This is a genomic window from Haloarcula sp. CBA1131 (genome assembly GCF_008728975.1).
GTDB classification, from domain to species: Archaea; Halobacteriota; Halobacteria; order Halobacteriales; family Haloarculaceae; genus Haloarcula; species Haloarcula hispanica.
Genome location: NZ_RPCY01000001.1, coordinates 437,486 through 460,397, shown reverse-complemented (window position 1 = coordinate 460,397; position 22,912 = coordinate 437,486). Strand labels below are relative to the sequence as shown.

The 22,912-nt window shown below is 62.6% G+C and carries 20 protein-coding genes and 1 pseudogene; 10 read left to right on the top strand and 11 right to left on the bottom strand.

Going from position 1 to position 22,912, the window contains the following annotated elements; genetic code table 11:
- The first annotated feature begins 60 nt into the window (after nt 1-60).
- Nucleotides 61-276, top strand: a complete 216-nt coding sequence (locus Har1131_RS02390; RefSeq protein ID WP_014041697.1) for a hypothetical protein — start codon at nt 61-63, stop codon at nt 274-276.
- A gap of 33 nt (nt 277-309) precedes the next feature.
- On the opposite strand, the pseudogene serA reads toward Har1131_RS02390, so the two are convergent.
- Nucleotides 310-1,895: pseudogene (gene serA, locus Har1131_RS02385) on the bottom strand (phosphoglycerate dehydrogenase).
- 148 nt (nt 1,896-2,043) lie between these two features.
- Nucleotides 2,044-2,211, bottom strand: coding sequence for a hypothetical protein (locus Har1131_RS21590; RefSeq protein WP_014041699.1), 168 nt, complete (start codon nt 2,209-2,211; stop codon nt 2,044-2,046).
- Between the two features lie 373 nt (nt 2,212-2,584).
- On the opposite strand from Har1131_RS21590, the gene Har1131_RS02380 reads away from it, so the two are divergent.
- The 4 genes from Har1131_RS02380 (at nt 2,585) to Har1131_RS02365 (ending at nt 8,340) form a co-directional block, all read left to right on the top strand.
- On the top strand, nt 2,585-3,430 hold the full coding sequence (locus tag Har1131_RS02380) for a CBS domain-containing protein (RefSeq protein ID WP_014041700.1): 846 nt from the start codon (nt 2,585-2,587) through the stop codon (nt 3,428-3,430).
- Nucleotides 3,427-5,163 carry a glycine--tRNA ligase gene (gene glyS / locus Har1131_RS02375; protein WP_151144915.1) on the top strand — a complete coding sequence of 579 codons (1,737 nt, stop codon included), beginning with the start codon at nt 3,427-3,429 and terminating at the stop codon, nt 5,161-5,163. Before Har1131_RS02380 ends, glyS begins: the two co-directional genes overlap by 4 nt.
- Nucleotides 5,164-5,763, top strand: a complete 600-nt coding sequence (locus Har1131_RS02370; RefSeq protein WP_014041702.1) for a dolichol kinase — start codon at nt 5,164-5,166, stop codon at nt 5,761-5,763.
- A 66-nt stretch (nt 5,764-5,829) separates the two neighbouring features.
- Nucleotides 5,830-8,340 (top strand): DEAD/DEAH box helicase, encoded by a 2,511-nt coding sequence (locus tag Har1131_RS02365; protein WP_151144912.1) that lies wholly within the window; start codon nt 5,830-5,832, stop codon nt 8,338-8,340.
- Between the two features lie 6 nt (nt 8,341-8,346).
- Here Har1131_RS02365 and Har1131_RS02360 read toward each other — a convergent pair whose 3' ends face one another.
- Complete coding sequence (locus Har1131_RS02360; RefSeq protein WP_151144909.1) at nt 8,347-9,156, bottom strand: Sjogren's syndrome/scleroderma autoantigen 1 family protein; 810 nt, start codon at nt 9,154-9,156, stop codon at nt 8,347-8,349.
- A 127-nt stretch (nt 9,157-9,283) separates the two neighbouring features.
- Here Har1131_RS02360 and mdh point away from each other — a divergent pair, with 127 nt between their 5' ends.
- Both mdh and Har1131_RS02350 read left to right on the top strand, forming a co-directional pair.
- Nucleotides 9,284-10,198, top strand: a complete 915-nt coding sequence (gene mdh, locus Har1131_RS02355; protein WP_014041705.1) for a malate dehydrogenase — start codon at nt 9,284-9,286, stop codon at nt 10,196-10,198.
- A 274-nt stretch (nt 10,199-10,472) separates the two neighbouring features.
- On the top strand, nt 10,473-11,735 hold the full coding sequence (locus tag Har1131_RS02350) for an RNA-guided endonuclease TnpB family protein (protein WP_050037283.1): 1,263 nt from the start codon (nt 10,473-10,475) through the stop codon (nt 11,733-11,735).
- A 55-nt stretch (nt 11,736-11,790) separates the two neighbouring features.
- On the opposite strand, the gene Har1131_RS22455 is transcribed toward Har1131_RS02350, so the two are convergent.
- The 4 genes from Har1131_RS22455 to Har1131_RS02335 all read right to left on the bottom strand — a co-directional run bounded on the left by Har1131_RS22455 (nt 11,791) and on the right by Har1131_RS02335 (nt 13,764).
- Entirely contained in the window at nt 11,791-11,916 is a 126-nt protein-coding gene (locus Har1131_RS22455) for a hypothetical protein (protein ID WP_014041706.1), read from the bottom strand.
- A 132-nt stretch (nt 11,917-12,048) separates the two neighbouring features.
- The gene (locus Har1131_RS02345) at nt 12,049-12,735 is read right to left on the bottom strand and encodes a Zn-ribbon containing protein (protein ID WP_014041707.1); all 687 of its coding nucleotides are present in this window, start codon (nt 12,733-12,735) and stop codon (nt 12,049-12,051) included.
- On the bottom strand, nt 12,735-13,118 hold the full coding sequence (locus Har1131_RS02340; RefSeq protein WP_004517591.1) for a DUF2073 domain-containing protein: 384 nt from the start codon (nt 13,116-13,118) through the stop codon (nt 12,735-12,737). Before Har1131_RS02340 ends, Har1131_RS02345 begins: the two co-directional genes overlap by 1 nt.
- Nucleotides 13,119-13,122: 4 nt before the next feature.
- Nucleotides 13,123-13,764 (bottom strand): Era-like GTP-binding protein, encoded by a 642-nt coding sequence (locus Har1131_RS02335; RefSeq protein WP_004590329.1) that lies wholly within the window; start codon nt 13,762-13,764, stop codon nt 13,123-13,125.
- A 932-nt stretch (nt 13,765-14,696) separates the two neighbouring features.
- Between Har1131_RS02335 and Har1131_RS02330 the strand changes: the two genes are divergently transcribed.
- A complete protein-coding gene (locus Har1131_RS02330; RefSeq protein ID WP_050037284.1) occupies nt 14,697-16,271 on the top strand; it encodes a Cdc6/Cdc18 family protein in 1,575 nt (524 codons plus the stop codon).
- Nucleotides 16,272-16,340: 69 nt separating this feature from the next.
- Here the strand turns inward: Har1131_RS02330 and Har1131_RS02325 are convergent, their stop codons facing one another.
- Together Har1131_RS02325 and Har1131_RS02320 are read right to left on the bottom strand one after the other, a co-directional pair.
- Nucleotides 16,341-16,994: a S26 family signal peptidase gene (locus Har1131_RS02325; protein WP_050037285.1), complete on the bottom strand. Its 654-nt coding sequence runs from the start codon at nt 16,992-16,994 to the stop codon at nt 16,341-16,343.
- 128 nt (nt 16,995-17,122) lie between these two features.
- Nucleotides 17,123-17,833: a S26 family signal peptidase gene (locus Har1131_RS02320; RefSeq protein ID WP_023843027.1), complete on the bottom strand. Its 711-nt coding sequence runs from the start codon at nt 17,831-17,833 to the stop codon at nt 17,123-17,125.
- Between the two features lie 88 nt (nt 17,834-17,921).
- Between Har1131_RS02320 and Har1131_RS02315 the strand changes: the two genes are divergently transcribed.
- A complete protein-coding gene (locus Har1131_RS02315; protein ID WP_146417689.1) occupies nt 17,922-19,490 on the top strand; it encodes a DNA-directed DNA polymerase II small subunit in 1,569 nt (522 codons plus the stop codon).
- Nucleotides 19,491-19,870: 380 nt separating this feature from the next.
- Complete coding sequence (locus Har1131_RS02310) at nt 19,871-21,169, top strand: O-acetylhomoserine aminocarboxypropyltransferase/cysteine synthase family protein (RefSeq protein ID WP_044951534.1); 1,299 nt, start codon at nt 19,871-19,873, stop codon at nt 21,167-21,169.
- 289 nt (nt 21,170-21,458) lie between these two features.
- On the opposite strand, the gene serB is transcribed toward Har1131_RS02310, so the two are convergent.
- Nucleotides 21,459-22,121, bottom strand: a complete 663-nt coding sequence (gene serB, locus Har1131_RS02305) for a phosphoserine phosphatase SerB (RefSeq protein ID WP_225308070.1) — start codon at nt 22,119-22,121, stop codon at nt 21,459-21,461.
- 19 nt (nt 22,122-22,140) lie between these two features.
- Nucleotides 22,141-22,764, bottom strand: coding sequence for a hypothetical protein (locus Har1131_RS02300; protein ID WP_014039046.1), 624 nt, complete (start codon nt 22,762-22,764; stop codon nt 22,141-22,143).
- Nucleotides 22,765-22,912 lie beyond the last annotated feature (148 nt).

The window sequence follows — 22,912 nt, the reverse complement described above, 5'->3', positions numbered from 1 at the left end:
AGACGAGCGCGTGACGGCCGTCCGACGGGTGTTTTTGGCCGTGGCGGTCCTGTCACGGGTATGGCCTCGTCCCGCGATTCAGCGCCGCCGTTCGACTCCGGGGACCGGTCGGGCTCCCCGTCACCATCGTCCCGACAGACGCCCAGTACGATCTATCAGATACAGATCGCGCTGCTGCGCTCGCAGGTGGCGACACTCGAAACCGCGCTCGAACAGGAGCGCGAACACCGCCAGGCCGTCGTCGACCGGTACGAGCGCCTTATCGACGGCAAATAAACTGCGACTGGCTTTCGAAAAATTCCGCTGACGTTACTCGTCGCCGAGTTCGACGTAGGTGGTCTCGATGATGCGACTGTCGCCGTTGAGTCGCTCGATGATGTCCTGTGGCGGCTGTTCGTCGAGGTTGTAGACGGACAGGGCCTCCCCGCCGATAGTCTCGCGGCCGTTGAACATCCCGGCGATGTTGATGTCGGCCTCGCCCAGCACGGTCCCGATGAACCCGATAGTGCCGGGCTCGTCGCGATTGCGGACGACCAGCATGTGCCCGTGGGGGACGGCCTCGATGCGGTGGTCGTCGATGCGGACGATACGGGGCTCCTCGCCGCCGAACTGGGTCCCACAGACGGAGACGGATTCCTCGCCGTCGGAGACGGTGACGGTGATGAGGCTCTGGTAGTCCTCGGAAGAGCGGGTCTTGGACTCGGTCACGTCGATACCCCGGTCCTCGGCGATCTGCGGGGCGTTGACGGCGTTGACCTGGAGATCCGACGGGGCGAACACCCCTTTCAGTGCGCTGGCGGTGACGTACTCCACGTCTTCCTCGGCGATGTCGCCAGCGTAGGTGACCTGCACTTCGGACATGTGACCGCCGAACAACTGCACGGCGATGCGACCGGCAGTATCGGCGAGGTCGAGGTACGGCCCGACCTGCTTGAACGTCGCCTCGTCCAGCGACGGCGCGTTCAGGGCGTTAGCGACGGGCTGGCCGTTGGCCGCGGCGATGATCTGGTCGGCCGTGGAGGTGGCCACGTTCTCCTGTGCCGCTTCCGTCGACGCGCCCAAGTGGGGCGTGACGATGATGTCCTCGACGTCCAGCAGCGGGCTGTCGTCCGGCAGCGGTTCCTCGCCGAACACGTCGAGCGCTGCGCCCTTCAGGACGCCGTCCTCGACGGCCTCGGCCAGGGCCGGCTCGTCGATGATGCCGCCGCGGGCACAGTTGACGACGTAGCCGCCTTCGAGTTCGGCGAGCTCTTCCTCGCCGATCATGTTCTCCGTCTCGGGGGTCAGCGGCGTGTGGATGGTGATGAAATCGGACTTGGCGAGACAGTCGTCGAGCTCGTCGACGAGTTCCGCTCCGAACTGGTCAGCGCGCTCCTGGCTGATGTACGGGTCGAACGTGACGATGTCCATGCCCAGGCTGCCGAGTCGCTTGGCGACCTGCTGGCCGACGCGGCCGAAGCCGACGACGCCGAGCGTCTTGTTGTTGACTTCCGTGCCGAGGAACTCGCCTTTGGCCCACTCGCCGCTTTTCAGGCGGTCGTGGGCCTGCGGAATGGAGCGAGCCGTGGCAAACGCCATCGCGACGGAGTGTTCTGCGGCGGCGCGGACGTTGCCCTCGGGGCGTTGGCGACGATGACGCCGTGGTCCGTGGCGGCGTCGATGTCGATGTTGTCCACGCCGATGCCGGCCCGGCCGACGATGATGAGGTCGGGCGCGGCCGCAAACACTTCCTCGGTGACTTCGGTGCCCGAGCGGACGATGAGCGCGTTCGCGTCGGCCACCGCGTCGAGGAGCGCGTCGCCCTCGACCTCGTAGGCTGTTTCGACATCGTGGCCTGCCTCACGGAGCCGCGTGAGACCGGCATCAGCGATAGGATCCGTGACGAGTACCTTCATACCGAATCGAACTTACTGGGGCGGCATAACGCTTGTTTTCTCCGTCCGAACGACTGCGTGCGGACACTCGGGACGGAGCGCCCGCGCCGCTGATAGGGTATCCTGCTTGGTGGGACCGTCAGCGAAAATCGAACCGACAGACAGCGGCCTATCGCCAGGCCGGGAGCGAGGCAGCGTCCGCGAGCGGGGTTGTGAGATAGGCGTCGTCTCGGGTCACGTCAGCGACGATAAACTGATCCGTTGGACCCTCTTCGACGGATGCCATGATGTCTCCGTCCGCGACCATCTCAACCGGAGCGACAGTATCCGACTCCATGCATGATAATATGTAACAACCATATAAAAACTTAGCGAAACCCATAGAGGGCAGGAGTATGATCCAGAGCCAACTGTCTGACAATAGTTCGTATCCTGTCAGTACTGGGACGAGATGGTTCGTGACCCAATACGGATAGGACCTTATATCTCAACCATTAGAGTCTGTCTCCGCAGTTCTATTCATACCCAGATTCAGAATACCAATATGACAGAAGACGTAGTTGTTTCCGGGGCGGTGCAGTCCCTGGGTTTCCGAGATGGCGTCTGCGCGGTCGCCGGCGATAGCCGATGGCCGCCCGGCGTGCTACCCGGATGCCGAAAACGGACGGATGTTAAGGACTTAGTAGATGCGGGAAGGAAGTTCTGGCAGTATGAACGTCGCAGACGCTATGACGCCACGCTCGGAGGTCGTCACGGTCACCATTCCTGGGACCCGTGATGACGCACTGGAGTACCTCCAGGAGCAGGCCTTCTCGTCGGTCCCGGTCATCAAGGAGACCGACGAGGGCGAGGAGTTCAGAGGGATTATTTCACGCGATGCGCTCATCGAGAGCCCCGACGAAGACCAGCTAGCCCTGCTCGTCGAGGAAGTCCCGGCGATCAGCGAGGACACGTCTATCGAAGCCGCCGCGCAGGTGATGGTCGAGGACGGCGAGCGACGCCTCCCCATCGTCGACGGCCAGCTCAAAGGGATCATCACAGTGACCGACGTGATTCGGTCCATCGCCAACGGCGACGTCGACGGCGACAAGATCGTCGGTGATCTCGCCAACCGCGACATCAACTGCGTGTACGAAGGCACGCCGCTGACCGTCGCCGAACGGGAGCTTTCCCACGCGAACGTCCCATACGGCGTCGTGCTCGGCGACGACGGCGACATGTCGGGGATGCTCACCGAGGTCGACATCATCGCGGTCGCCCGCGTCGTCGAGGGCGAGGACGACACCGGCGACTCCATCGCCAATCAGGACGACGACTGGGCCTGGGAGGGAATCAAAGCCGTCGGCGGTCGGTACATGCCCACCCGCAACGTCGAGCTCCCTGCCGAGCCCGTCCGCGAGTTCATGACCGCCGAGGTCGTGACGGTGAACAAGCGCCGCACCGCCGAGGAGGCGGCCCAACTGATGATCGAGCACGACATCGAACAGATCCCGCTGCTGTCGGGCGACGAACTCACCGGCATCGTCCGGGACATCGACCTGCTGCGAGGCCTATGAGCGAAGGCGAACGCCTCACCGAGCTGGCCAAGCGTCGCGGCTTCTACTTCCCCTCGTCGAGTGCCTACGGCGGCGCGGCGGGCTTCTGGACCTACGGGCCACAGGGCGCTGCGCTGAAATCGAACATCGAGGACGCCTGGCGGGACCGCTACGTCGTCAAGGAAGGCCATCAAGAGATCTCAGCACCCGACGTGATGCCCGAGCCCGTCTTCGAGGCCTCGGGACACCTCGACGGCTTCGACGACATGATCGTCGAGTGCGGCGAGTGTGGCGCGACCCACCGCGCCGACCACCTCGTCGAGGACAACACGGACATCGAGGAGGCCGAATCACTCCCCAACGAGGAAGTGATGGACCTCATCGCCGAGCACGGCATCGAGTGTCCCTCCTGTCACGCGTCCCTGGCCGACCAGCCGGTCGACAACTTCAACCTGATGTTCGAGACCAACATCGGTCCGGGGTCGTCGTCGCCGGGCTATCTCCGGCCGGAGACCGCACAGGGCATCTTCGTGGAGTTCCCGCAGCTCTCGGAGTACGCCCGGAATCAGCTCCCCTTCGGCGTCGCACAAATTGGGAAGGCCTACCGGAACGAGATCTCCCCGCGGAAATCCCTCGTCCGCGTCCGGGAGTTCACCCAGGCCGAACTCGAACACTTCATCGACCCCGAGGAAGACGAGCCGCCGCTGGCCGAGGTAGCGGACGTGACGCTCCCGCTGTACTCCGCAGCAGCACAGGAGAGCGAGGACGGCGGCCAGCGCGAACTCACGGTCCGCGAGGCCGTCAACGAGGGCGTCGTCGAGAGCGAGTGGGTCGCCTACTATCTGGGCGTCTCCAGAGAGTGGTACGAGCGCATCGGCGTCGACATGGACCGCTTTCGCTACCGTCAGCACCTCGCCGGCGAGCGCGCCCACTACGCCTCCGACTGCTGGGACGCCGAGAGCGAGGTCGACGGCGACTGGATCGAGATCACCGGCTTCGCCTACCGGGGCGACTACGACCTCTCGAAACACGCCGAGCATTCCGGCGAGGACTACACGGTGTTCAAGCAGTACGACGAGCCGATCACCGTCGAGCGCGCGACCGTCGATCCCGACATGAGCTACCTCGGGCCGGAGTTCGGCGGCGACGCCGGCACGGTCGCCGACGCGCTCGAAGCGCTGGCCGAGCGGAACCCGGACGCCTTCGATGACGACGAGGTCACCGTCGAGGTCGACGGCGAGTCCCACACCGTCCCCGTCGAGGAGACGAACTTCAGCGTCGACGAGGTCACCGAGAACGGCGAACACATCCGCCCACACGTCATCGAACCCTCCTTCGGCGTGGGCCGCATCATCTACACCGTTCTCGCACATTCCTACGAGACCGACGAGGTCGACGGCGAGGAGCGGACCTACCTCGACCTCCCGCCGGAGCAGGCCCCGACGACGGTCGGCGTCTTCCCGCTGATGGACAAGGACGGGATGGCCGACCTCGCGACGGACATCGCCGACGACCTCCGGGCCGCCGGTCTCTCGGTCACCTACGACGACTCCGGTGCCATCGGCCGGCGCTACCGCCGGCAGGACGAGGTCGGCACGCCCTACTGCGTCACCGTGGATTATGAGAGTCTGGAAGACAGCGAGGTCACGGTGCGCGAACGAGACACGACCGAGCAGAAACGCCTCCCCATCGACGGGCTCGCCGACCGGCTCGAACGGCTCGCAACCGGCGATCTGACCTTCGACGACCTGTAGATGGCCGACGAGGTATCCCGGCGGCTCGTCCACGTCACCGGTGCGGCGGTCCCGCTCGCACACCTGCTCCGGCCGGACCTGATTACATGGCGCGTCGTCCAGGGATTCCTGGCTGTGGCGCTGGTCGTGGTGCTGATTCTCGAAGCGGTGCGGCTGACCACCGGACTGGACTGGGTGGTGTACGACCGGCTCACCCGGGAGTACGAGCAGGACAACCCCGCCGGCTACGCGCTGTACATCGTCGGGATCGCCATCGTCGCCTTCGCCGTCGAACTCCCGAGTATGACCGAGACGGTCGCCGTCCCGGCGATGTTGATGCTCGCTATCGGCGACCCCATCAGCGGCCTGCTGGGCTCGGCTGATGCCAGCAACGTCAAACAGGCCTGGGTCCTGCTGGTGATGTTCGGCGTCTGTACGCTACTCGCCGCGCCGTTCGTTCCCCCCGCCGCCGCAGTGCTTGGCGGTATCGCTGCGACGTTCGCCGACGGCGTCAAGCCGCGTATCGCCGGCTACGTCATCGACGACAACTTCTCGATTCCGGTGCTCGGGGCGCTGGCGATGTGGGTCGGCGTCCAGTACCTGCCCGGCTTCGGCCTCTAAGGCCGTCCGTTCACTTTCACCGCGGTATCTGAACCCTTAACCACCGGCGGGACGAACGCGTGGGTAATGGCGACCACCGACGCCGGTGGCGAGTACGTCGAGCGCCCGCTGGTGACGCCGGAGTTCCTGGAGAACCGCCGCTACCAGACCGAACTGGCGGAAACGGCGAGCGGAGACCACACGCTCGTCTGTCTCCCGACCGGGCTGGGCAAGACGACCGTCTCGCTACTGGTGACCGCCGAACGGCTGCACGCCGTCGGCGGGAAAGCGCTCATGCTGGCCCCGACGAAGCCGCTGGTCCAGCAACACGCCGAGTTCTACCGTGAAGCCCTAGATATCGACGACGAAGATGTGGTCGTGTTCACCGGCGAGGTCCGACCCGACGACCGGGCCGCCCTCTGGGAGGACGCCCGCATCGTCATCGCGACGCCGCAGGTCGTCGAGAACGACCTCGTGGGCAACCGCATCTCCCTTGCCGACGTGACCCACTGCACCTTCGACGAGTGCCACCGGGCGACCGGCGACTACGCCTACAACTACATCGCCGACCGCTACCACGCCGACGCCGAGAACCCGCTGGTGACGGGGATGAGCGCCTCCCCCGGCGACGACGAGGAGGCAATACTCGAAGTGTGCGAGAACCTCGGGCTGAACGAGGTCGCGGTGATGACCGAAAACGACGCCGACGTGGCCGAGTACACCCACGACACCAGCGTCGACTGGAACCGCATCGAACTGCCCGATATCGTCGTCGAGATCCGTGACGCAATCAATGAGGTCATCGAGGACCGGCTGGACCAGCTGCGGGAACTCGGCGTCACGAACAAGTCTTCGGCGGACATCTCCGAGCGCGAAATCCAGCAGATTCAGGGCCAGCTTCGGGACCTGATGAACAACGACCAGAGCGAGGGCTACCAGGGGATGAGCTTTCTCGCGGAGGTCCGCAAGCTCCGGACTGCCGTCACGTACGTCGAAACGCAGAGCGTCGAGTCCCTGCGGCGGTACTTCGAGCGGCTGAAGGAGGCCGCCCGCTCCTCGGGCGCGTCGAAGGCCGACCAGCGCCTCGTCAGCGAGCCGAAGGTCCGGGAGGCGATGCGGAAGGCCAGCGACTACGACGACCTGCACCCGAAGTTCCGCCAGACGCGAATGCTGCTCGCCGAGACGCTGGGCATCGAGAACGGTGAGCGCGTCATCGTCTTCACCGAGTCCCGCGACACCGCCGAGACGCTCGTCGACTTCCTCTCGGACCACTTCACGACCCAGAAGTTCGTCGGCCAGAGCGACACCGACGGCAGCGAGGGGATGAGCCAGAGTCAGCAACAGGAGACGCTGGACCGGTTCCGGGACGGCGAGTTCGAGGTGCTCGTCTCGACGTCCGTCGCCGAGGAGGGGCTTGACGTGCCCGAAGTCGACCTGGTGTTGTTCTACGAACCGGTGCCGACCGCGATTCGGGCCATCCAGCGGAAGGGACGGACCGGACGACAGGCCGAGGGTCGCGTCGTCGTCTTGCTGGCCGAGGACACGCGCGACGAGGCGTACTTCTGGAAGGCCCGCAACGACCAGAAGCGGATGAAACGCGAACTGAACGAACTGAAAAGCGTCGCCGGCGAACTGGAGGCCCGCCTCGACCAGACCGGGCTCGACGAGTACGAGGACGGCGAAGGGACCGCTTCGGGTGGAACCAGCGAGGATGAAACCGCCACACAGAGCGGGGATTCCACTCGAAACGAGAGGGGTAGGGAAGCTAACAAGTCAGCCGAGGATGACGATGGCAGTGACGGTCAGGCCGGACTGGACGCCTTCGCAGACGACCCGTCGGAAGCGGCCGAGGTCGACAGCGAAGCGGCCACGGCCAACGAGGAGAATACCGGGACAGCGGCCGACGAGGGAACGGTCGCCAGCGCCGGACGCGACGACGAGGACGACCCCGTCGAAATCGTCGCCGACCAGCGGGAACTCGACTCGAACATCGCCCGGGACCTCTCGACGCGGGACGGTATCGAGACCCGACTCGAAACGCTGGCCGTCGGCGACTACGTCCTCTCGGACCGCGTGGTCGTCGAGCGCAAGACCGTCGCTGACTTCATGGACACGCTGACCGGCGGCGACCGGTCGATGTTCGAGCAGGTCGGGGACGCCACGCGCAACTACGGTCGGCCCGTCGTCGTCATCGAGGGCGAGGACCTCTTCGGTGCGCGGAACGTCCATCACAAGGCGATCCAGGGCGCGCTCGCGTCGCTCGCGGTCGATTTCGGCGCGAGCGTGCTGCGGACTAGCGACGAGGACGAGACCGCCGACCTGCTGGAAGTCATCGCCGGGCGGGAGCAGGAGGTGGCCGACCGCGAGGTGAGCGTCCACGGCGAGAAACAGTCGAAGACGCTCCCGGAGCAACAGGAGTACGTCGTCGCTTCAATCGCCGAAGTCGGGCCGGTGACCGCGCGCACGCTGCTGGAAGCCTTCGGTAGCGTCGAGGCGGTGATGACCGCCGACAAAGACGACCTGCTGGAGGTGTCCGGCATCGGCGACGTGACCGCCGACCGGATTCGAGAAGTTATCGCCAGCGACTACGAGCCGTAGCTCCGCTCAGAACCGCGTCGCGTCCAGCGCTTCCGCCGCTTCTCTCGCTGCCTGCAGATGCTCGCGAGCCTCGCGTGGGTTCTCGGTCGCCGCGGCGCGCTCGGCGAAGCGGTGAACTGTCTCGGCCAGGAGCGCAGACGCCGCATCGAGATTTGCCGCAATGTCACCGGCCCCACCTTCGGATGGCGCGGGCTGTCGAGCGGAAACGGGGGGGTCCTGTGAACTGTTCCCGGGCTGCCGCTCGGATTCAGTGGTCCGGTCAGCGGGGTTCGGAGCGCCGGTTCGGGCGTTCTGGGCGGGTGAATCGGGCTGGCTCCGGGGTTGTGTGGTCCTATCTCCCCCCGCTTCGAGTGGAGAATGTGATGCGTCCGTCGACGAGTCCGAGTGGGATGGTTCCTGAGAGGCGGAGGGAGCAGCGTCCGGTGCGGTCTGCCCGTCCGCCGCTCCGGCTTCGGCCGCAGTCTGGTCCGGCTCGTTGCTGTCGTCGCCGAACTGGACGCGGGCCTCGTCGCTGGGGTCGGCCATCTCGATGTTGTCCCCGTCGCCCGCACTGTCCGCCGTCTCTTCGTCGCCGTCGTCCGTCTCCGCCCGGTCGGCCTGCGCGTCGCGAGCGACCGGCTTCTGACAGGTGGGGCAGAACTCCTGGCCGTCGTAGCGGAAGATGGGGTCGCCACACTCGCTGCAGTGGGCGTTCGTCATCGTCGCGCCCTTCAACAGGAGTTCGCTCATCTGCTCTGTCGCCGCCCGGTTGTCCTCCTCTTGCTCGAACTTCTCGCGGAGTTTCTCGCGTTCGGCTTCCTTGTCGAAGTCGCTCATACGTGTCACAACGCCACGGGGCTGAAAACAGTTTACGGGTGCGAGATGTCGGTATTGCCTGAACGCTGTGCGGCGGAATCGGGGTTTCGACACGTTTAACGTTCGCGCCCGAGCCTTTCCGAATGGTATGACAAAGGTAAGCGTAGTCGGCGCAGCCGGCACAGTCGGCGCAGCCGCAGGGTACAACATCGCGCTCCGTGACATCGCTGACGAAGTCGTTTTCGTGGACATCCCGGACAAGGAAGACGACACGGTCGGGCAGGCCGCCGACACGAACCACGGCATCGCCTACGATTCGAACACGCGTGTCCGCCAGGGCGGCTACGAGGACACCGCCGGCTCGGACGTCGTGGTCATCACGGCCGGGATTCCCCGCCAGCCCGGACAGACCCGTATCGACCTCGCCGGCGACAACGCGCCGATCATGGAGGACATCCAGTCCTCGCTGGACGAGCACAACGACGACTACGTCTCGCTGACCACCTCCAATCCCGTCGACCTGCTCAACCGCCACCTCTACGAGGCCGGCGACCGCTCGCGTGAGCAGGTCATCGGCTTCGGCGGCCGCCTGGACTCCGCGCGGTTCCGCTACGTGCTGAGCGAGGAGTTCGACGCCCCGGTCCAGAACGTCGAAGGGACAATCCTCGGGGAACACGGCGATGCACAGGTCCCCGTGTTCTCGAAGGTCCGCGTCGACGGCACCGACCCCGAGTTCAGCGACGACGAGAAAGAGCAACTGCTCGGCGACCTGCAGGAATCGGCGATGGACGTCATCGAGCGCAAGGGCGCGACCGAGTGGGGGCCGGCACGCGGCGTCGCGCACATGGTCGAAGCCATCCTCCACGACACCGGCGAAGTGCTACCGGCGTCGGTCAAGCTCGAAGGCGAGTTCGGGCACGAGGACACCGCCTTCGGTGTCCCGGTCCGTCTCGGGAGCAACGGCGTCGAAGAGATCGTCGAGTGGGATCTCGACGACTACGAGCAGGACCTGATGGCCGACGCTGCCGAGAAGCTCTCGGACCAGTACGACAAAATCTCGTAACCCGGCATCGCTCGCAACCGTCGGATTTCGGGACGGCATCCGTCCCGAGCTGTATTTTTCGCCTCGCCAGCGGTGTGAGAGACGTGGCTGTAACTGTGAGTGGCGCTCCCTGACGAACCGTGATCGTTACGGGAAAACGAGGAGAAAGCCTCGCCGTTCACGGCGGGCATGAATCCGACAAATTGGCGTCATGCTACACCCGTAGCTACGGCTGGATATTCCACTATTAGACATCACCCGAACAATTATATAAGTAATAATACTATGCTTACGTGTGTCGAATCAGGTCGTCACTCGGACACTGAAAGCGAGTGTCACTAATCACTCGCAAGTCTCTGACGACCTTGATTCGCATGGCTTCGCCGCCAGCAAACTCTGGAACATCGGGCGATGGACAATCTCTCGTGTTTGGGACGCTATCGACCATATCCCAAGCGCCGACGAACTCTGCTCGCACCTCAAAAATCACGAACGCTACGCGGACCTACATTCTCAGTCCAGTCAACGAGTTCTCCAAGAACTTGGTGAGGCGTTCGTCTCGTGGTACGAGCAGGACGATCCTGACGCGAATCCGCCCGGTTATCGCAAACACGGCGACGAACACCCGCGTTCAACCGTGACGTGGAAAAATAAGGGCTTCAAACTGGATACCGAGTACAACCGCGTTCGTCTCTCAAAGGGCACGAATATGAAGGAGTCTCGGTACGCCGCAGACTACATCCTCTGTGAATACACGATCCAAGCAGACGACCAGACGCTTTCCGATGTTGAAACCGTCCAGACGGTGCGTTCTGTCTGGACTGGCAACCAGTGGGAACTGCATTTCGTCTGCGAAATGCAGATTGAAACGTCGGAGAGTCCCGGCGAGAAGACGGCTGGTGTTGATCTTGGTATCTGCAACACGGCGGCTGTCTCTATCGGTGACGAGACGCTATTGTATCCGGGCAACGCCCTGAAAGAAGATACTCACTACTTCCGTCATGAAGAATACAACACAGAGGGTGAAAACGGCCCGAGCAATGAGGCACAGCGACTTCGACAAAAGAAGTCCCGGCGGCAAGACCATTTCTTGCACGCACTATCGAAAGATATTGTGGAGCAATGCGCCACTCGCAATGTCGGGACGATAGCAATAGGTCATCCGAAAAAGATTCGTGACGACTCTGATTGGGGACGCCACGGGAACAAGCGGCTGCACGATTGGGCGTTTGAAACGCTGTTGAGCCACATTGAATACAAAGCCGAAGAACGCGGCATCAGTATAGAGCGCGTTCCCGAAGGCGGATTAAAAACCTCGAAAACATGCTGTGAGTGTGGCACAGAAGCGGATTCTAACCGTGTTGAGCGCGGGTTGTATGTGTGTTCAGAGTGTGATTTGGTTGCGAACAGTGATCTGAATGCGGCGGAGAATATGCGAGCGACGGTAACTCCGAGTCCGTCACAGGATAGGAGTAACGGCTGTTTGGCACAGCCATCGGTGCGCCTGTTCGATAAATCAACGGGCAGATTACGCCCACAAGAACAGGTTGTCCCGTAGACCACAATATCCCAACGGCAGTCGGGAATCTTCGCCCTTCAGGGCGGAGAGGATGTCAAGCGGGTTCGTCCTGGTCCTCAAGCAAGTCGCTGTCGCGCCCGTCGTCGTCGAGATCAGCACCGAGGAGTGACGCCCACTCTTCGAGGTGTGAATCCGATGTCGAGAGTTCTCGGTGGCTCATGGCGTTATCCGAAGCATCCACGGCATATTATATAATGGTTGTGCCCGCGTTGATACTCAATGGAGTGTGCAGCCGTTCTACGGCGTAATTCGGGCTAACGAATGGGTGAAAGCGGCGATAAGACCGTGTCGGTCACTCGGAACGGATGGTTTCGGGGACCTGAATCGAGTAGTGCCCGTCTTCCTGCAGCGCGATGATGTATTCCTCGCGGTCGTACAGTTCCATCAGGTTCAGTTCGTACTGGCCGGGTTCCAGTACCTTGATCGACTCGAACTGGTCGTTGAGTTCCGCGCGCAGTTCCTCTAGGTCGGGCCGGTCTTCCTGCTCTGGTTCCGCCGGTGGGTCAGGGTCCGCACCGACAGGGCGGAACTGGTGTTCTGCTTCGGACGCCGACGGTGCGTCGGACGGAAGTTCGTCCGGTTCGACGATATCGCCGCGGGCACTAGCCTGGGCTGAATCCTCGGTCGCAGACGTGCGGTCGGGTTCGGTCGACGGCGAGCCGGACGTGTGGGATGGGTCACTCGGCTGTGAGTCAGCCGACCGGTCGGCGTCGAGATGGGACTGTTCGGCGGGACGGTCGCCGTCCGGAGCGGAGCCACTGACGAAGTCACGTACCGAGGCGGCGGTCTTGCCGACGGTACGGGCGACAGTGCTGTCAGGTCCCGGTGGTTCCGGTGGCTCCGCGTCCGGCGTCTCGGAGATGTCGGCCCCCTCGGGCTGATACTGGAACTTGTTCCCGCCGCAGTTGGGACAGCCCGAGAGCATCTCCTTCGACCCGTCGTCGAAGCCACGGCCACAGTCCGTACACTGGTGGGGCATTATTTCCGGGAGACGAGGGCGCTGATGAGCGTTTCGTCCTTGTGGAGCGTCTCTATCTGGTTCGCCGGCCCGATGACTGTCAGCTTCTGGGTCGACTGTTTGCCCATCAGCCGGTCGAGGATGCTGGCGTCGGCGGCCTCGGACTTGGGGTAGGTCTCGATTTCGATGCCGTTGAACTCGTCGGGGCTGATCTCCGTCATCGTGACTTCGATCAGGCGGGACTCCTCGTCCGGGGAGAGTCCCTCTTCGAGGATGACGATGTTGCCGTCACGAACCCCGTCGAGTATCATCCGAATCTTCTCCATCGAGGCCAGTCCGGCCATGCGTTCGCCGCTGATGAGGTCGATCTGGACGCCGTCGTCTGGGTCTTTGACTTCTGCCATTATATCACCCGAAGTACTCCGCGATTTTGTCGTAGACTTCGTCCATGTTGTCTCCCTCGAGCGCCGACAGCGGAATCGTCTCGTGCTGGGGGTAGGCGTTTCGGATGCGCTGGACGGAGGACTCCTCCAGATCGATCTTGTTTGCAAGAATCAACACCGGCAGGTCCTGGCTCTCGATGATGCCGATGAGCATGGTGTTGACCTGCGTGAACGGATCGGTCGCGGAGTCAAGCACGTAAATGACACCGTCGACGTCCTCGCGGAGCCAGTGCATCGCTTCGGCGACGCCCTCGGTCGCTTCGCGGGAGCGACGGACGGCGTCGTCTTTCTCCATGTCGTGTTCGAGGAATTCGGTGTAATCGACCTTCGTCGTCACGCCGGGCGTGTCGACGATGTCGATTGTCACTTTCTTCCCGTCGCGTTCGATCTCGACGTTCTCCTTTCGGCGCGCACGGCGAGTCTCGTGTGGAACGTGACTCTCCGGACCGACGGCGTCGCCAGTCCAGTCCCGTGCGATGCGGTTCGCCAGCGTCGTCTTGCCGGCGTTCGGCGGGCCGTAGATACCGATCCGCTTCGGATCCTCTTCGGAGAACAGCGTCGATGCCGCGCGTGAGATGCTATCTTTGAGGTTTGTTAACAATCCCATCCTATCCTCCCGCCGCCCGGAGTCGTCCGGTATGGCGGCTCTGCCCGTAAAAGATAGGCGAATTCACTTAAGCCTACGTCAGACATTAGTCCTTTTTCTGACATGGGGAGGCATAGCACAGATCAGCGTGTGCGCGTTTCCGCGGATGCAATCGGGACGGGAACTGTTCGGGTGGAGTCCGGTCATCCGAAACCCAGCGATTCGGATTAGGGGTGGACCATCCTAGCCCCCCACCCCTTTGTTTCAGGTGGAACGACAGACATCCCTGGGGAGGGGGTGGAGAATTACCGATCAAATCGGGAGCGGACCAGCTGTTCAAATCGGCGCGACTCGCCATACCGCTAGTTAGAACGGCCTAGACACTAGAAAACTGTATACTACCCTCTACTAGGGATTTGTTTTATCTAGTGCGGCTTTGGTTTATGAGGCAGTGTATTAAATCTTTCCTCTTACTAGAGGACATTTTCGTCACCCTCACCCCCTCCCCCGGGCCTGTTTCCCGTTCCACCGGAAACGAAGGGGTGGGGGGGTTGGCCCGTTACGGTCGCTTTGTCCTACAGGTCCCGTCCTTCCGTGGTACCACCACTCGTGTTCACACAGCGTACCAGCTCCCGGAACCACTCCATGGCTCCCCTTCCCTTCCACTCATTCCCCTGCCGTACCATGCCCGTCTAACCCAGTGAAACTGAAGCTATAGTCCTCTTTACGACAACGGAACCCATGCGGGAGCACTCATAAATATGCCAACATATATGTTTCATGGGTGGTGTACCGAAATATTTAATATCGACTCACGGTACGGTTCATGTGGTTCAACTGGACGCACCGGAGAGCGCTGATGCTCACTAACGACGGTACTGACGCACTCCTCGCTCCCTCTGTTCCGGTGTCTCCAACTCTCTCCACACGAAACGAAGGGGACTCTCTCGACTATGACTGACGAAAGCGACAACTCGGCCCCGGCATCCGACCCGTCGACGACAGAGACGTCGAACGACGCCGACGGGTCCGACGAGCAACTCGATGTCGAAACGGACTCCGGGGCATCGACCGGGCCGTCCGATCTCGACGACGTTATTCTCGACAATCTCGATGCCGGATCCGACGATCCCTCAGACGAGGCGTCCCGCGGCCTGTTCGACGACCTTCTCGAAGGGGAACCCATTTTCGAGAACAAGGAGGTCCTCCGCCCCTCCTACACGCCGCACAAACTCCCCCACCGCGAGGAGCAGATCAACAACATGGCGACGATTCTCGTCACCGCCTTGCGCGGCGATACGCCGTCGAACATCCTCATCTATGGCAAGACTGGAACGGGGAAAACCGCGTCCGCGAAGTTCGTCAGCGAGGAACTCGAAACGACCTCACAGAAGTACGAGGTTCCCTGTGAAGTGGAGTACATCAACTGCGAGGTGACCGACACCCAGTACCGCGTGCTGGCCCAGCTCGCGAACAAGTTCATCGACAAGAACGCCCAGCTCATCGACGACCGCATCGCCGAACTCGAAGATCTCCGATCGCGTGCACGCGAGAACGCGGCTGCACTCGAAGAGACGGCGTTCGATTCCCTCGACGACATCGAAACCGAAATCGAATCGCTGGAAGCCGACAAGGCGGAGTTCGAGGAAGTCCCGATGACGGGGTGGCCGACGGACCGGGTGTACAGCTCATTTTTCGATGCCGTCGACTACCACGAGCGCGTGGTCGTCATCATGCTCGACGAGATCGACAAGCTCGTCGAGAAAAGCGGCGACGACACGCTGTACAACCTCTCCCGGATGAACTCCGAACTGGAGAACTCCCGCGTCTCGATTATGGGCATCTCGAACGACCTGAAATTCACCGACTTCCTCGATCCACGGGTCAAGTCCAGCCTTGGTGAAGAGGAAATCGTCTTCCCCCCCTACGACGCGAATCAGCTTCGGGACATCCTCCAGGCACGCTCGGACGTGGCGTTCAAAGGCGACGCGCTCACTGAGGACGTCATCCCGCTGTGTGCGGCCTTCGCCGCACAGGAACACGGGGACGCACGCCGGGCGCTCGACCTCCTCCGGACGGCCGGCGAACTCGCCGAGCGTGACCAGACGGACAACGTCCTCGAAGACCACGTCCGGCAGGCTCAGGAGAAGATCGAACTCGACCGCGTCGTCGAGGTCGTCCGGACGCTCCCCACGCAGTCGAAGATTGTCCTCTTTGCCATCATCTTGCTGGAAAAGAACGGCGTCCACAACATCAACACCGGCGAGGTGTTCAACATCTACAAGAACCTCTGTGAGGAGATCGACGCCGACATCCTGACACAGCGCCGCGTCACAGACCTCATCTCGGAGCTGGACATGCTCGGCATCGTCAACGCCGTCGTCGTCTCGAAGGGCCGCTACGGGCGCACGAAAGAGATCTCCCTCTCGGTTCCAACCGAAGAGACGGAGGCGGTGCTCCTGTCGGATTCGAGACTCGGCGATATCGACGACGTCCAGCCGTTCGTCCAGGCCCGGTTCGACAACTGACCTGCGAACTGTATTCGCGCTCGACAGCTCGGCCGTTCCAGGTGAAAAAATCCCCTTCGAGTGATACGGCTACCCGGCCGCGGTGCCGTTCACCGCTGTGGGTCCCGTCTCGTCCGTCACCGTTGACCCCGCCTCGTCCGTTACTACACCAGTCGCTCCGGCCTTGTTCCACTGGAGTCGGACCTGTCCCAGCAACGGGACCCGTATCTCTGCCGTACCGACGACCCACCCGGGTTTGACCGGTTCGCTGATGGGGGGAGAGCCGACCTGATCGTATCGGCCGTTTTTGTCGCCCTTGGTGATGAAGCCGGCGTGGTCGGCCGGACAGGAGCTGAGGTCGTCGCAACTGTCCGCACTGCCGATGTAGTCCTTGTTCGCGCGGTCGTACCAGTTCTCGTCCTCCTCGACCCACAGCATCGCTCGGTGGATGATCGGAGTCTGCCGACTGTTGCCGTCGGGCTCGTATACGATAACGTCGCCCGGACGCTGGAACGTCCGATAGCTGTCGTCGTTCGCTGCGGTGACGACACCCCCGTGATCACCCGGGCCGGAGAACCGCTCCTCTTCCATCACGAACACGAGGTCGCCTTCCTTGATATGGGGGTCCATGCTCGGGCTTTCGATAGCGACGAGCGGAGGCCACACGCCGCTGACGGCGAACAGCAACACCCCGACGAGCAGGACTGAGCCGGCGCTACTGACGATATCGGCCACGTACATCATCCCTCCCGGCCTCTCGGTTTCGTCTCCATCCGACGACCGACGGTCTGACCCGGCCATTCGTACCACGAATACTCGGAGGCGGCCAATCAACTTTCTGTTGTTGGACCGAACGCTATCTTCCGATTTGCTCAGGCTGCCGCTGGTGCTGTAGCTCCTCCGACCGGTATCGACACCGACGTGTGCCATAGCTGAGACGGTTGGACTCGGACGTATCCGAGACGAGGGATTCGGAAGGTCCCGGTTCCAATGACCCACTCCGGGCGGACAACGGTGCTTGCCCCGGTGACCTGATCGTATCTAGTGTTGGTTACTTTGTTGTCACCTTTCGTAATAAACCCAGCATGCGGCGCCGGACAGTTCTGTAGTTCGTCGCAACTGTCCGCGCTCCCGACATACGTCTGGTTCGCGCGGTCGTACCAGTTCTCGCCGGCATCGACCCACAGCATCGACCGGTGGATGATCGGCGTTCGCTGCTCGTTACCGTTGGGTTCGAAGACGATGACGTCCCCGGGCTGCTGAAAGGTCCGATAGCCGGTCTCTGTCCCGGCCGCTGCCGTTACAACGCCGTGACGGGCCGCCTGTCCCGAGAAGCGCTCCGCGTCCATGACGAACACCATATCGCCGGTGTCGATGTGTGGCTCCATGCTCCCGCTTTCGATGGCGACCAGTGGCGGCCACACCCCGCTGACAGCAAACAGGAACGCGCCGACGAGCACCACTGCCCCGACGCTCGTACCGATGTCACGGACGTATAGCGCGAGACGAAACGCAGGGCTGGCCTCCACAGACTCCTCTGTCCCGTCTGGAGGCGTGCTACTGGTCGGTTCGTCCCGGCCCATCCTATCTCGGATTGCCGACAGCGGGGTATCAATCTTGTGACGGCCGTTGGTTCGCTATCCTTTTGACCGCAGACACTGAGTGTGGAACGTGCCTCTGGAGACGCCGGCACGAATCGTCAGCGAACTCGCGAGCCGCGGCTACAACGCGGAGCGCGAGGCAGTGACTCGGATCGCCGACACATCGGACCCATCGGCGACGCTGGAACGTGCACTCGAAACCCTCCCCGACGACGCGCTGAAGCTGACAACAGACCACGTCGACTCCGTGATTGAAGCGACAGAAGCCACCGGGGGATCGCCGAATACCGAACCAAACCCCGGAAACGAAACTACCGGCACTCCACCCAATTCACACCCCTCCGTTTCGACTGGAACAGGTGCAGCCACGTCGACCGAACCGGGTGGGTCCGTTCCACCTGAAACGGGGGGGTCACGGGACGTGGACACATCCCTCCGGGCAATCGAAGTCGCGAACGACATGACCGGCCAGTCTACCGGGACCGGCGAGTACTCGGACTTCGTCTCGGTGTTCCGGGACCGCTACGAGAAACTAGCGAGCAAACTGCGCGGCAGAGTGAACCACCGACCGACTGACGCCATCGAGAACATGGGTGGCGGCAGCGACGCTGCGCTGATCGGGATGGTCTCGGACATCCGCTCGACCGCTAGCGGGCACTGGCTGGTCGAACTGGAAGACACGAACGGGACCTTCCCCTGCCTCGTGATGAAAGACCGCCCTATCGCCGACCTCGTGCAGCAGTTACTCATGGACGAGGTCATCGCCGTCGAGGGGACGCTGGCCGACGACGCCGGCATTCTGTTCGTGGACTCGCTGTACTTCCCGGACGTGCCCCGAACGCACAGCCCTTCGACCGCCGACCGGCACGTTCAGGCGGCGCTCATCTCCGACGTCCACGTCGGGAGCCAGGAGTTCATGGAGGACGCCTGGCACCGCTTCACCGACTGGCTCCACACCTCCGAAGCCGAGAACGTCGAGTATCTGCTCATCGCCGGCGACATGGTCGAGGGCGTCGGTATCTATCCAGAGCAGGACGAGGAACTGGACATCATCGACATCTACGACCAGTACCGCGCGTTCTCGGAGTACCTCAAGGAGGTCCCGGGCGACATGGAGATTCGGATGATTCCGGGCAACCACGACGCCGTTCGGCTGGCCGAGCCCCAGCCCGGCTTCGACGAGGAACTCAGAGACATCATGACTGCTCACGACGCTCAGGTCCACTCTAATCCCTCGCTGGTCACCGTCGAGGGCGTCACAGTGTTGATGTACCACGGCGTTTCGCTGGACGAGGTCATCGCCGAACTCCCCGACGAGGAAGCGAGCTACGAGGAGCCACACAAGGCGATGTATCAGCTCCTGAAAAAGCGCCACGTCGCGCCGCAGTACGGGGGCCACACCCGGCTTGCCCCCGAGGACCGCGACTATCTGGTCATGGAGGAGGTCCCGGACGTGTTCCACACCGGCCACGTCCACAAGCTCGGCTGGGGCGAGTATCACAACGTCGTTGCGCTGAACTCCGGGTGCTGGCAGGCCCAGACCGAGTTCCAGAAGAGCGTCAACATCGACCCGGACGCCGGCTTCGCGCCGATTCTAGATCTGGATACGCTTTCGATGACGGTCCGGAAGTTTACCTAACCACCTTTTTCCACGGGGGCCTCGCGCTCGCCGGGGCCGAGCGCTCAACCCCCGTACAAAAACGTGGGCGAAAAAGGCCGGACGCTCACTCCGTTCGCGTCCGGTGAAACCGGTCGCCAGGCGACCGGTATGCTAACCGCCCGGCACGACCGCAGGCCTGCCCTTCCCCGGGTCGCTTCGGGTGCGACAGTTGTCGCACCACTCGCTCCCGGCCGTCCGCCTGTTTGTACGTTGTCTCGACAGCACCACCCAGATTGTACCCTGTCGACCCATGGCCGAACCTATTCGGCATTAGTGCGAAGAATCACCGGTATCTCGTAGCAGTGGCGGGGCTGACCGGTGTGGCTGTTATTAAGACCCGTCCGGTGGAAGCGGGGTGTATGAGTGACGACCAAGACCACGGATTCGAAACCGACGCGCTGCACGTCGGGCAGGAAGAGCCGGACGCCGAGACCCGCTCGCGCGCGCCACCGCTGTACCAGACAACATCCTACGTCTTCGAGGACGCCGAGGACGCCGCAAAGCAGTTCGCGCTGGAGAAGCCGGGCCACATCTACTCGCGGCTAATGAACCCCACCGTCGGCATGCTACAGGAACGGCTGGCGGCGCTGGAAGGCGGCGTCGGCGCGGTCGCCACCGCCTCCGGCATGGCGTCGCTGAATCTCGCCACCTTCCTGCTCGCAGACGTCGGCGACAACGTCGTCACGGCGTCGTCGCTGTACGGCGGGACCTACACCTACTACACCCACACCGCGCCGCGAAACGGCGTCGAGACCCGCTTCGTCGATACGCTCGACTACGACGCCTACGCCGAGGCTATCGACGAGAACACCGCCTACGTCCACTGTGAGACCATCGGCAACCCGTCGCTGGTCACACCGGACTTCGAGCGCCTCGCCGAAATCGCCCACGACCACGGCGTTCCCTTCTTCGTCGACAACACCTTCGCGACGCCGTACCTCTGTAACCCAATCGAGCACGGGGCCGACCTCGTCTGGAACTCCACGACGAAGTGGATTCACGGCCACGGCACCACCGTCGGCGGCGTTCTCGTCGACGGTGGCTCCTTCCCGTGGGAGGAACACGCCGATAAATACCCCGAAATCGCCGGCGACAACCCCGCGTACCACGGCGTCAACTTCCGGGAGCGGTTCGACGACGCGGCCTTCACCTACGCCGCCATCGCCCGCGGCCTCCGCGACCTGGGCTGCCAGCAGTCACCCTTCGACGCCTGGCAGACGATGCAGGGCCTGGAGACGCTGCCCGCGCGGATGGACCGCCACTGCGACAACGCCATAGGCGTCGCCGAGTTCCTCGCCGACCACCCCGAGGTCTCGTGGGTCACCTACCCCGGCCTCGAAGACCACGAAACGCATGACACCGCCAGCGAGTACCTCGACGGCGGCTACGGCGGCATGATAACGTTCGGCCTCGACGCGGGCTACGATGCCGCCCGAACGACCGTCGAATCGACGGAGATCGCCTCCCTGCTGGCAAACGTCGGCGACGCGAAGACGCTCATTATCCACCCGGCCTCGACCACCCACCAGCAGCTCACTGACGAGGAGAAGGCCGCCGCCGGCGTCACTGATGACATGGTCCGACTCTCCGTCGGCACCGAATCCGTCGAGGATATCAAAGCCGACCTCGACCAGGCTATCGGTCAGGCAACCAACTAACTGAAGATACAGTATTTTTAGAGACAATATCTGGACACTCGTACCAAAGTGACGCAAGAATTCACCTGTTCACTAGGTTTATTACGGGAGAGGATAATGTATTCAATGAACCGTCGCCGGTAGCGAGCACGCGTCGGTTCACGCTCAACCATACTCTGTCATTGGTCCGACAACGAACGCTCGCGTCCGTGGGGAGCGTGCCCCTCCCTGCTTCAATCTCTCATCCGATACTGGTCAGCGGCGAGAACGGCTTCAATGCACAATCCGGAGCGCGAGCGCGGAAACTGCGCTACAGGACGTCTTCGGCTTCCAGCAGGTCGTACAGTTCGTCCATCGTCTCGACCGACGTGTCACACGACGGTGCGACGGCCGGTTTCGGGTCGAAGCCGATAGCCAGGTTCGCGACTTCGAGCATCGGCAGGTCGTTAGCTCCGTCGCCGACGGCGACAGTCGTGTCCCGGTCTTCTCCAGTAACGGCGGTCACGACCTCCATTGCGTCGTCTTTGGTGCCGGAGATGAGCGGTCCGCGAACTTCGCCGGTCAGCTTTCCGTCTTCCACTGGCAGCCGATTGGCGACGATGGCGTCGACTTCGACCCCCTCCGTTTCGAGTGCAGCCTCGACGCCGCGCTCGAACCCGCCGGTGAGGATAGCGACGTAGACGCCGGCGTCCCGCAGAGCTTCGATGATCTCTGCCGCGCCGGGGCGCAGGGCGACCTCGTCGAAGGCGTCCTGTGCCTTCTCCTCGGAGAGGCCTTCGAGGAGCGCACACCGCTGGCGGAGACTTTCGGCGTACTCGATTTCGTTGTTCATCGCGCGCTCGGTGATGTCGGCCATGTCCTCGGCCGTCCCGTTCTGGCTTCCCAGCAGGACCGTCATCTCCGAATCGGAGAGCGTCCCGTCGAAGTCGAAGGCGACTAGCATTGCCCGCGAGTTTCGCGTGGAGGGTTTCAAAACATCCGGTTTCGGCTGGTCAACCGACAACGCCGAGCGGAATCCCGACGGTCCAGTACAGCAGGAGCGCGTACAGTGCGTCGATCCACAGGAACTCGAGCAGGCTAAACAGCATTGATAGCAACGCCAGTGGGTAGCCGACGACCCGTAGCAGGCTCCCCGTCTCCCGGGACCGATCCCATAGCGCGCTTGTCGGGCCTTGGTTCGGGAAGGCGTGGGCGGCTACAACGAACCCGGGGTATATCGACGCGAACCAGACCAGTCCATCGCCATCACCGACGACACCCACTATCTCCAGGCCGACTGCACCGGTGAACAACACTAGCGCCAGGGTCGACATGACGAAGAACGGGCCGAGGATGACTCCGAACAGGGTTCGGTATGGCTTGACCCCATGGTAGTTAGTGAACTGCTCCAGCCGTTCTCCCTCACCCGGGTCTTCGCCGTCAGCGAGGACCCGCGAGACTCGGGCCATTGCTTCTTCAGTATTTTCGACCTCGTCTAAATCTATGCCCTTATCGACCGCTAACCGCGCTGCTGGAACGTTGTACTTCTGGTTGAATACGCCCTGAACGACGTTGTTTACAAGTATCCCCGGAAACGTGACAATGTTGAACAGCAGTCCGATAAGCCCAAATATCATCTATATTCTCCTATATTTTATCAAAACAAACTATTTGTATTAAACACTGCTTCAATATCGACTGCCGATAGAGAGGCCACTCTGGAGTTACGTTGCTACCACAGCGGGTCTCCTCCTGCATCTCTGGGGCGAGCTACCCTATTTGAGC

Excerpts from the sequence above, each read along its gene's own strand:
- Har1131_RS02390 (WP_014041697.1), top strand. The coding sequence starts at position 61 with ATGGCCTCGTCCCGCGATTCAGCGCCGCCGTTCGACTCCGGGGACCGG.
- Har1131_RS21590 (WP_014041699.1), bottom strand. The coding sequence starts at position 2,211 with ATGGAGTCGGATACTGTCGCTCCGGTTGAGATGGTCGCGGACGGAGAC.
- Har1131_RS02380 (WP_014041700.1), top strand. The coding sequence starts at position 2,585 with ATGAACGTCGCAGACGCTATGACGCCACGCTCGGAGGTCGTCACGGTC.
- glyS (WP_151144915.1), top strand. The coding sequence starts at position 3,427 with ATGAGCGAAGGCGAACGCCTCACCGAGCTGGCCAAGCGTCGCGGCTTC.
- Har1131_RS02370 (WP_014041702.1), top strand. The coding sequence starts at position 5,164 with ATGGCCGACGAGGTATCCCGGCGGCTCGTCCACGTCACCGGTGCGGCG.
- Har1131_RS02365 (WP_151144912.1), top strand. The coding sequence starts at position 5,830 with ATGGCGACCACCGACGCCGGTGGCGAGTACGTCGAGCGCCCGCTGGTG.
- Har1131_RS02360 (WP_151144909.1), bottom strand. The coding sequence starts at position 9,156 with ATGAGCGACTTCGACAAGGAAGCCGAACGCGAGAAACTCCGCGAGAAG.
- mdh (WP_014041705.1), top strand. The coding sequence starts at position 9,284 with ATGACAAAGGTAAGCGTAGTCGGCGCAGCCGGCACAGTCGGCGCAGCC.
- Har1131_RS22455 (WP_014041706.1), bottom strand. The coding sequence starts at position 11,916 with ATGAGCCACCGAGAACTCTCGACATCGGATTCACACCTCGAAGAGTGG.
- Har1131_RS02345 (WP_014041707.1), bottom strand. The coding sequence starts at position 12,735 with ATGCCCCACCAGTGTACGGACTGTGGCCGTGGCTTCGACGACGGGTCG.
- Har1131_RS02340 (WP_004517591.1), bottom strand. The coding sequence starts at position 13,118 with ATGGCAGAAGTCAAAGACCCAGACGACGGCGTCCAGATCGACCTCATC.
- Har1131_RS02335 (WP_004590329.1), bottom strand. The coding sequence starts at position 13,764 with ATGGGATTGTTAACAAACCTCAAAGATAGCATCTCACGCGCGGCATCG.
- Har1131_RS02330 (WP_050037284.1), top strand. The coding sequence starts at position 14,697 with ATGACTGACGAAAGCGACAACTCGGCCCCGGCATCCGACCCGTCGACG.
- Har1131_RS02325 (WP_050037285.1), bottom strand. The coding sequence starts at position 16,994 with ATGATGTACGTGGCCGATATCGTCAGTAGCGCCGGCTCAGTCCTGCTC.
- Har1131_RS02320 (WP_023843027.1), bottom strand. The coding sequence starts at position 17,833 with ATGGGCCGGGACGAACCGACCAGTAGCACGCCTCCAGACGGGACAGAG.
- Har1131_RS02310 (WP_044951534.1), top strand. The coding sequence starts at position 19,871 with ATGAGTGACGACCAAGACCACGGATTCGAAACCGACGCGCTGCACGTC.
- Har1131_RS02300 (WP_014039046.1), bottom strand. The coding sequence starts at position 22,764 with ATGATATTTGGGCTTATCGGACTGCTGTTCAACATTGTCACGTTTCCG.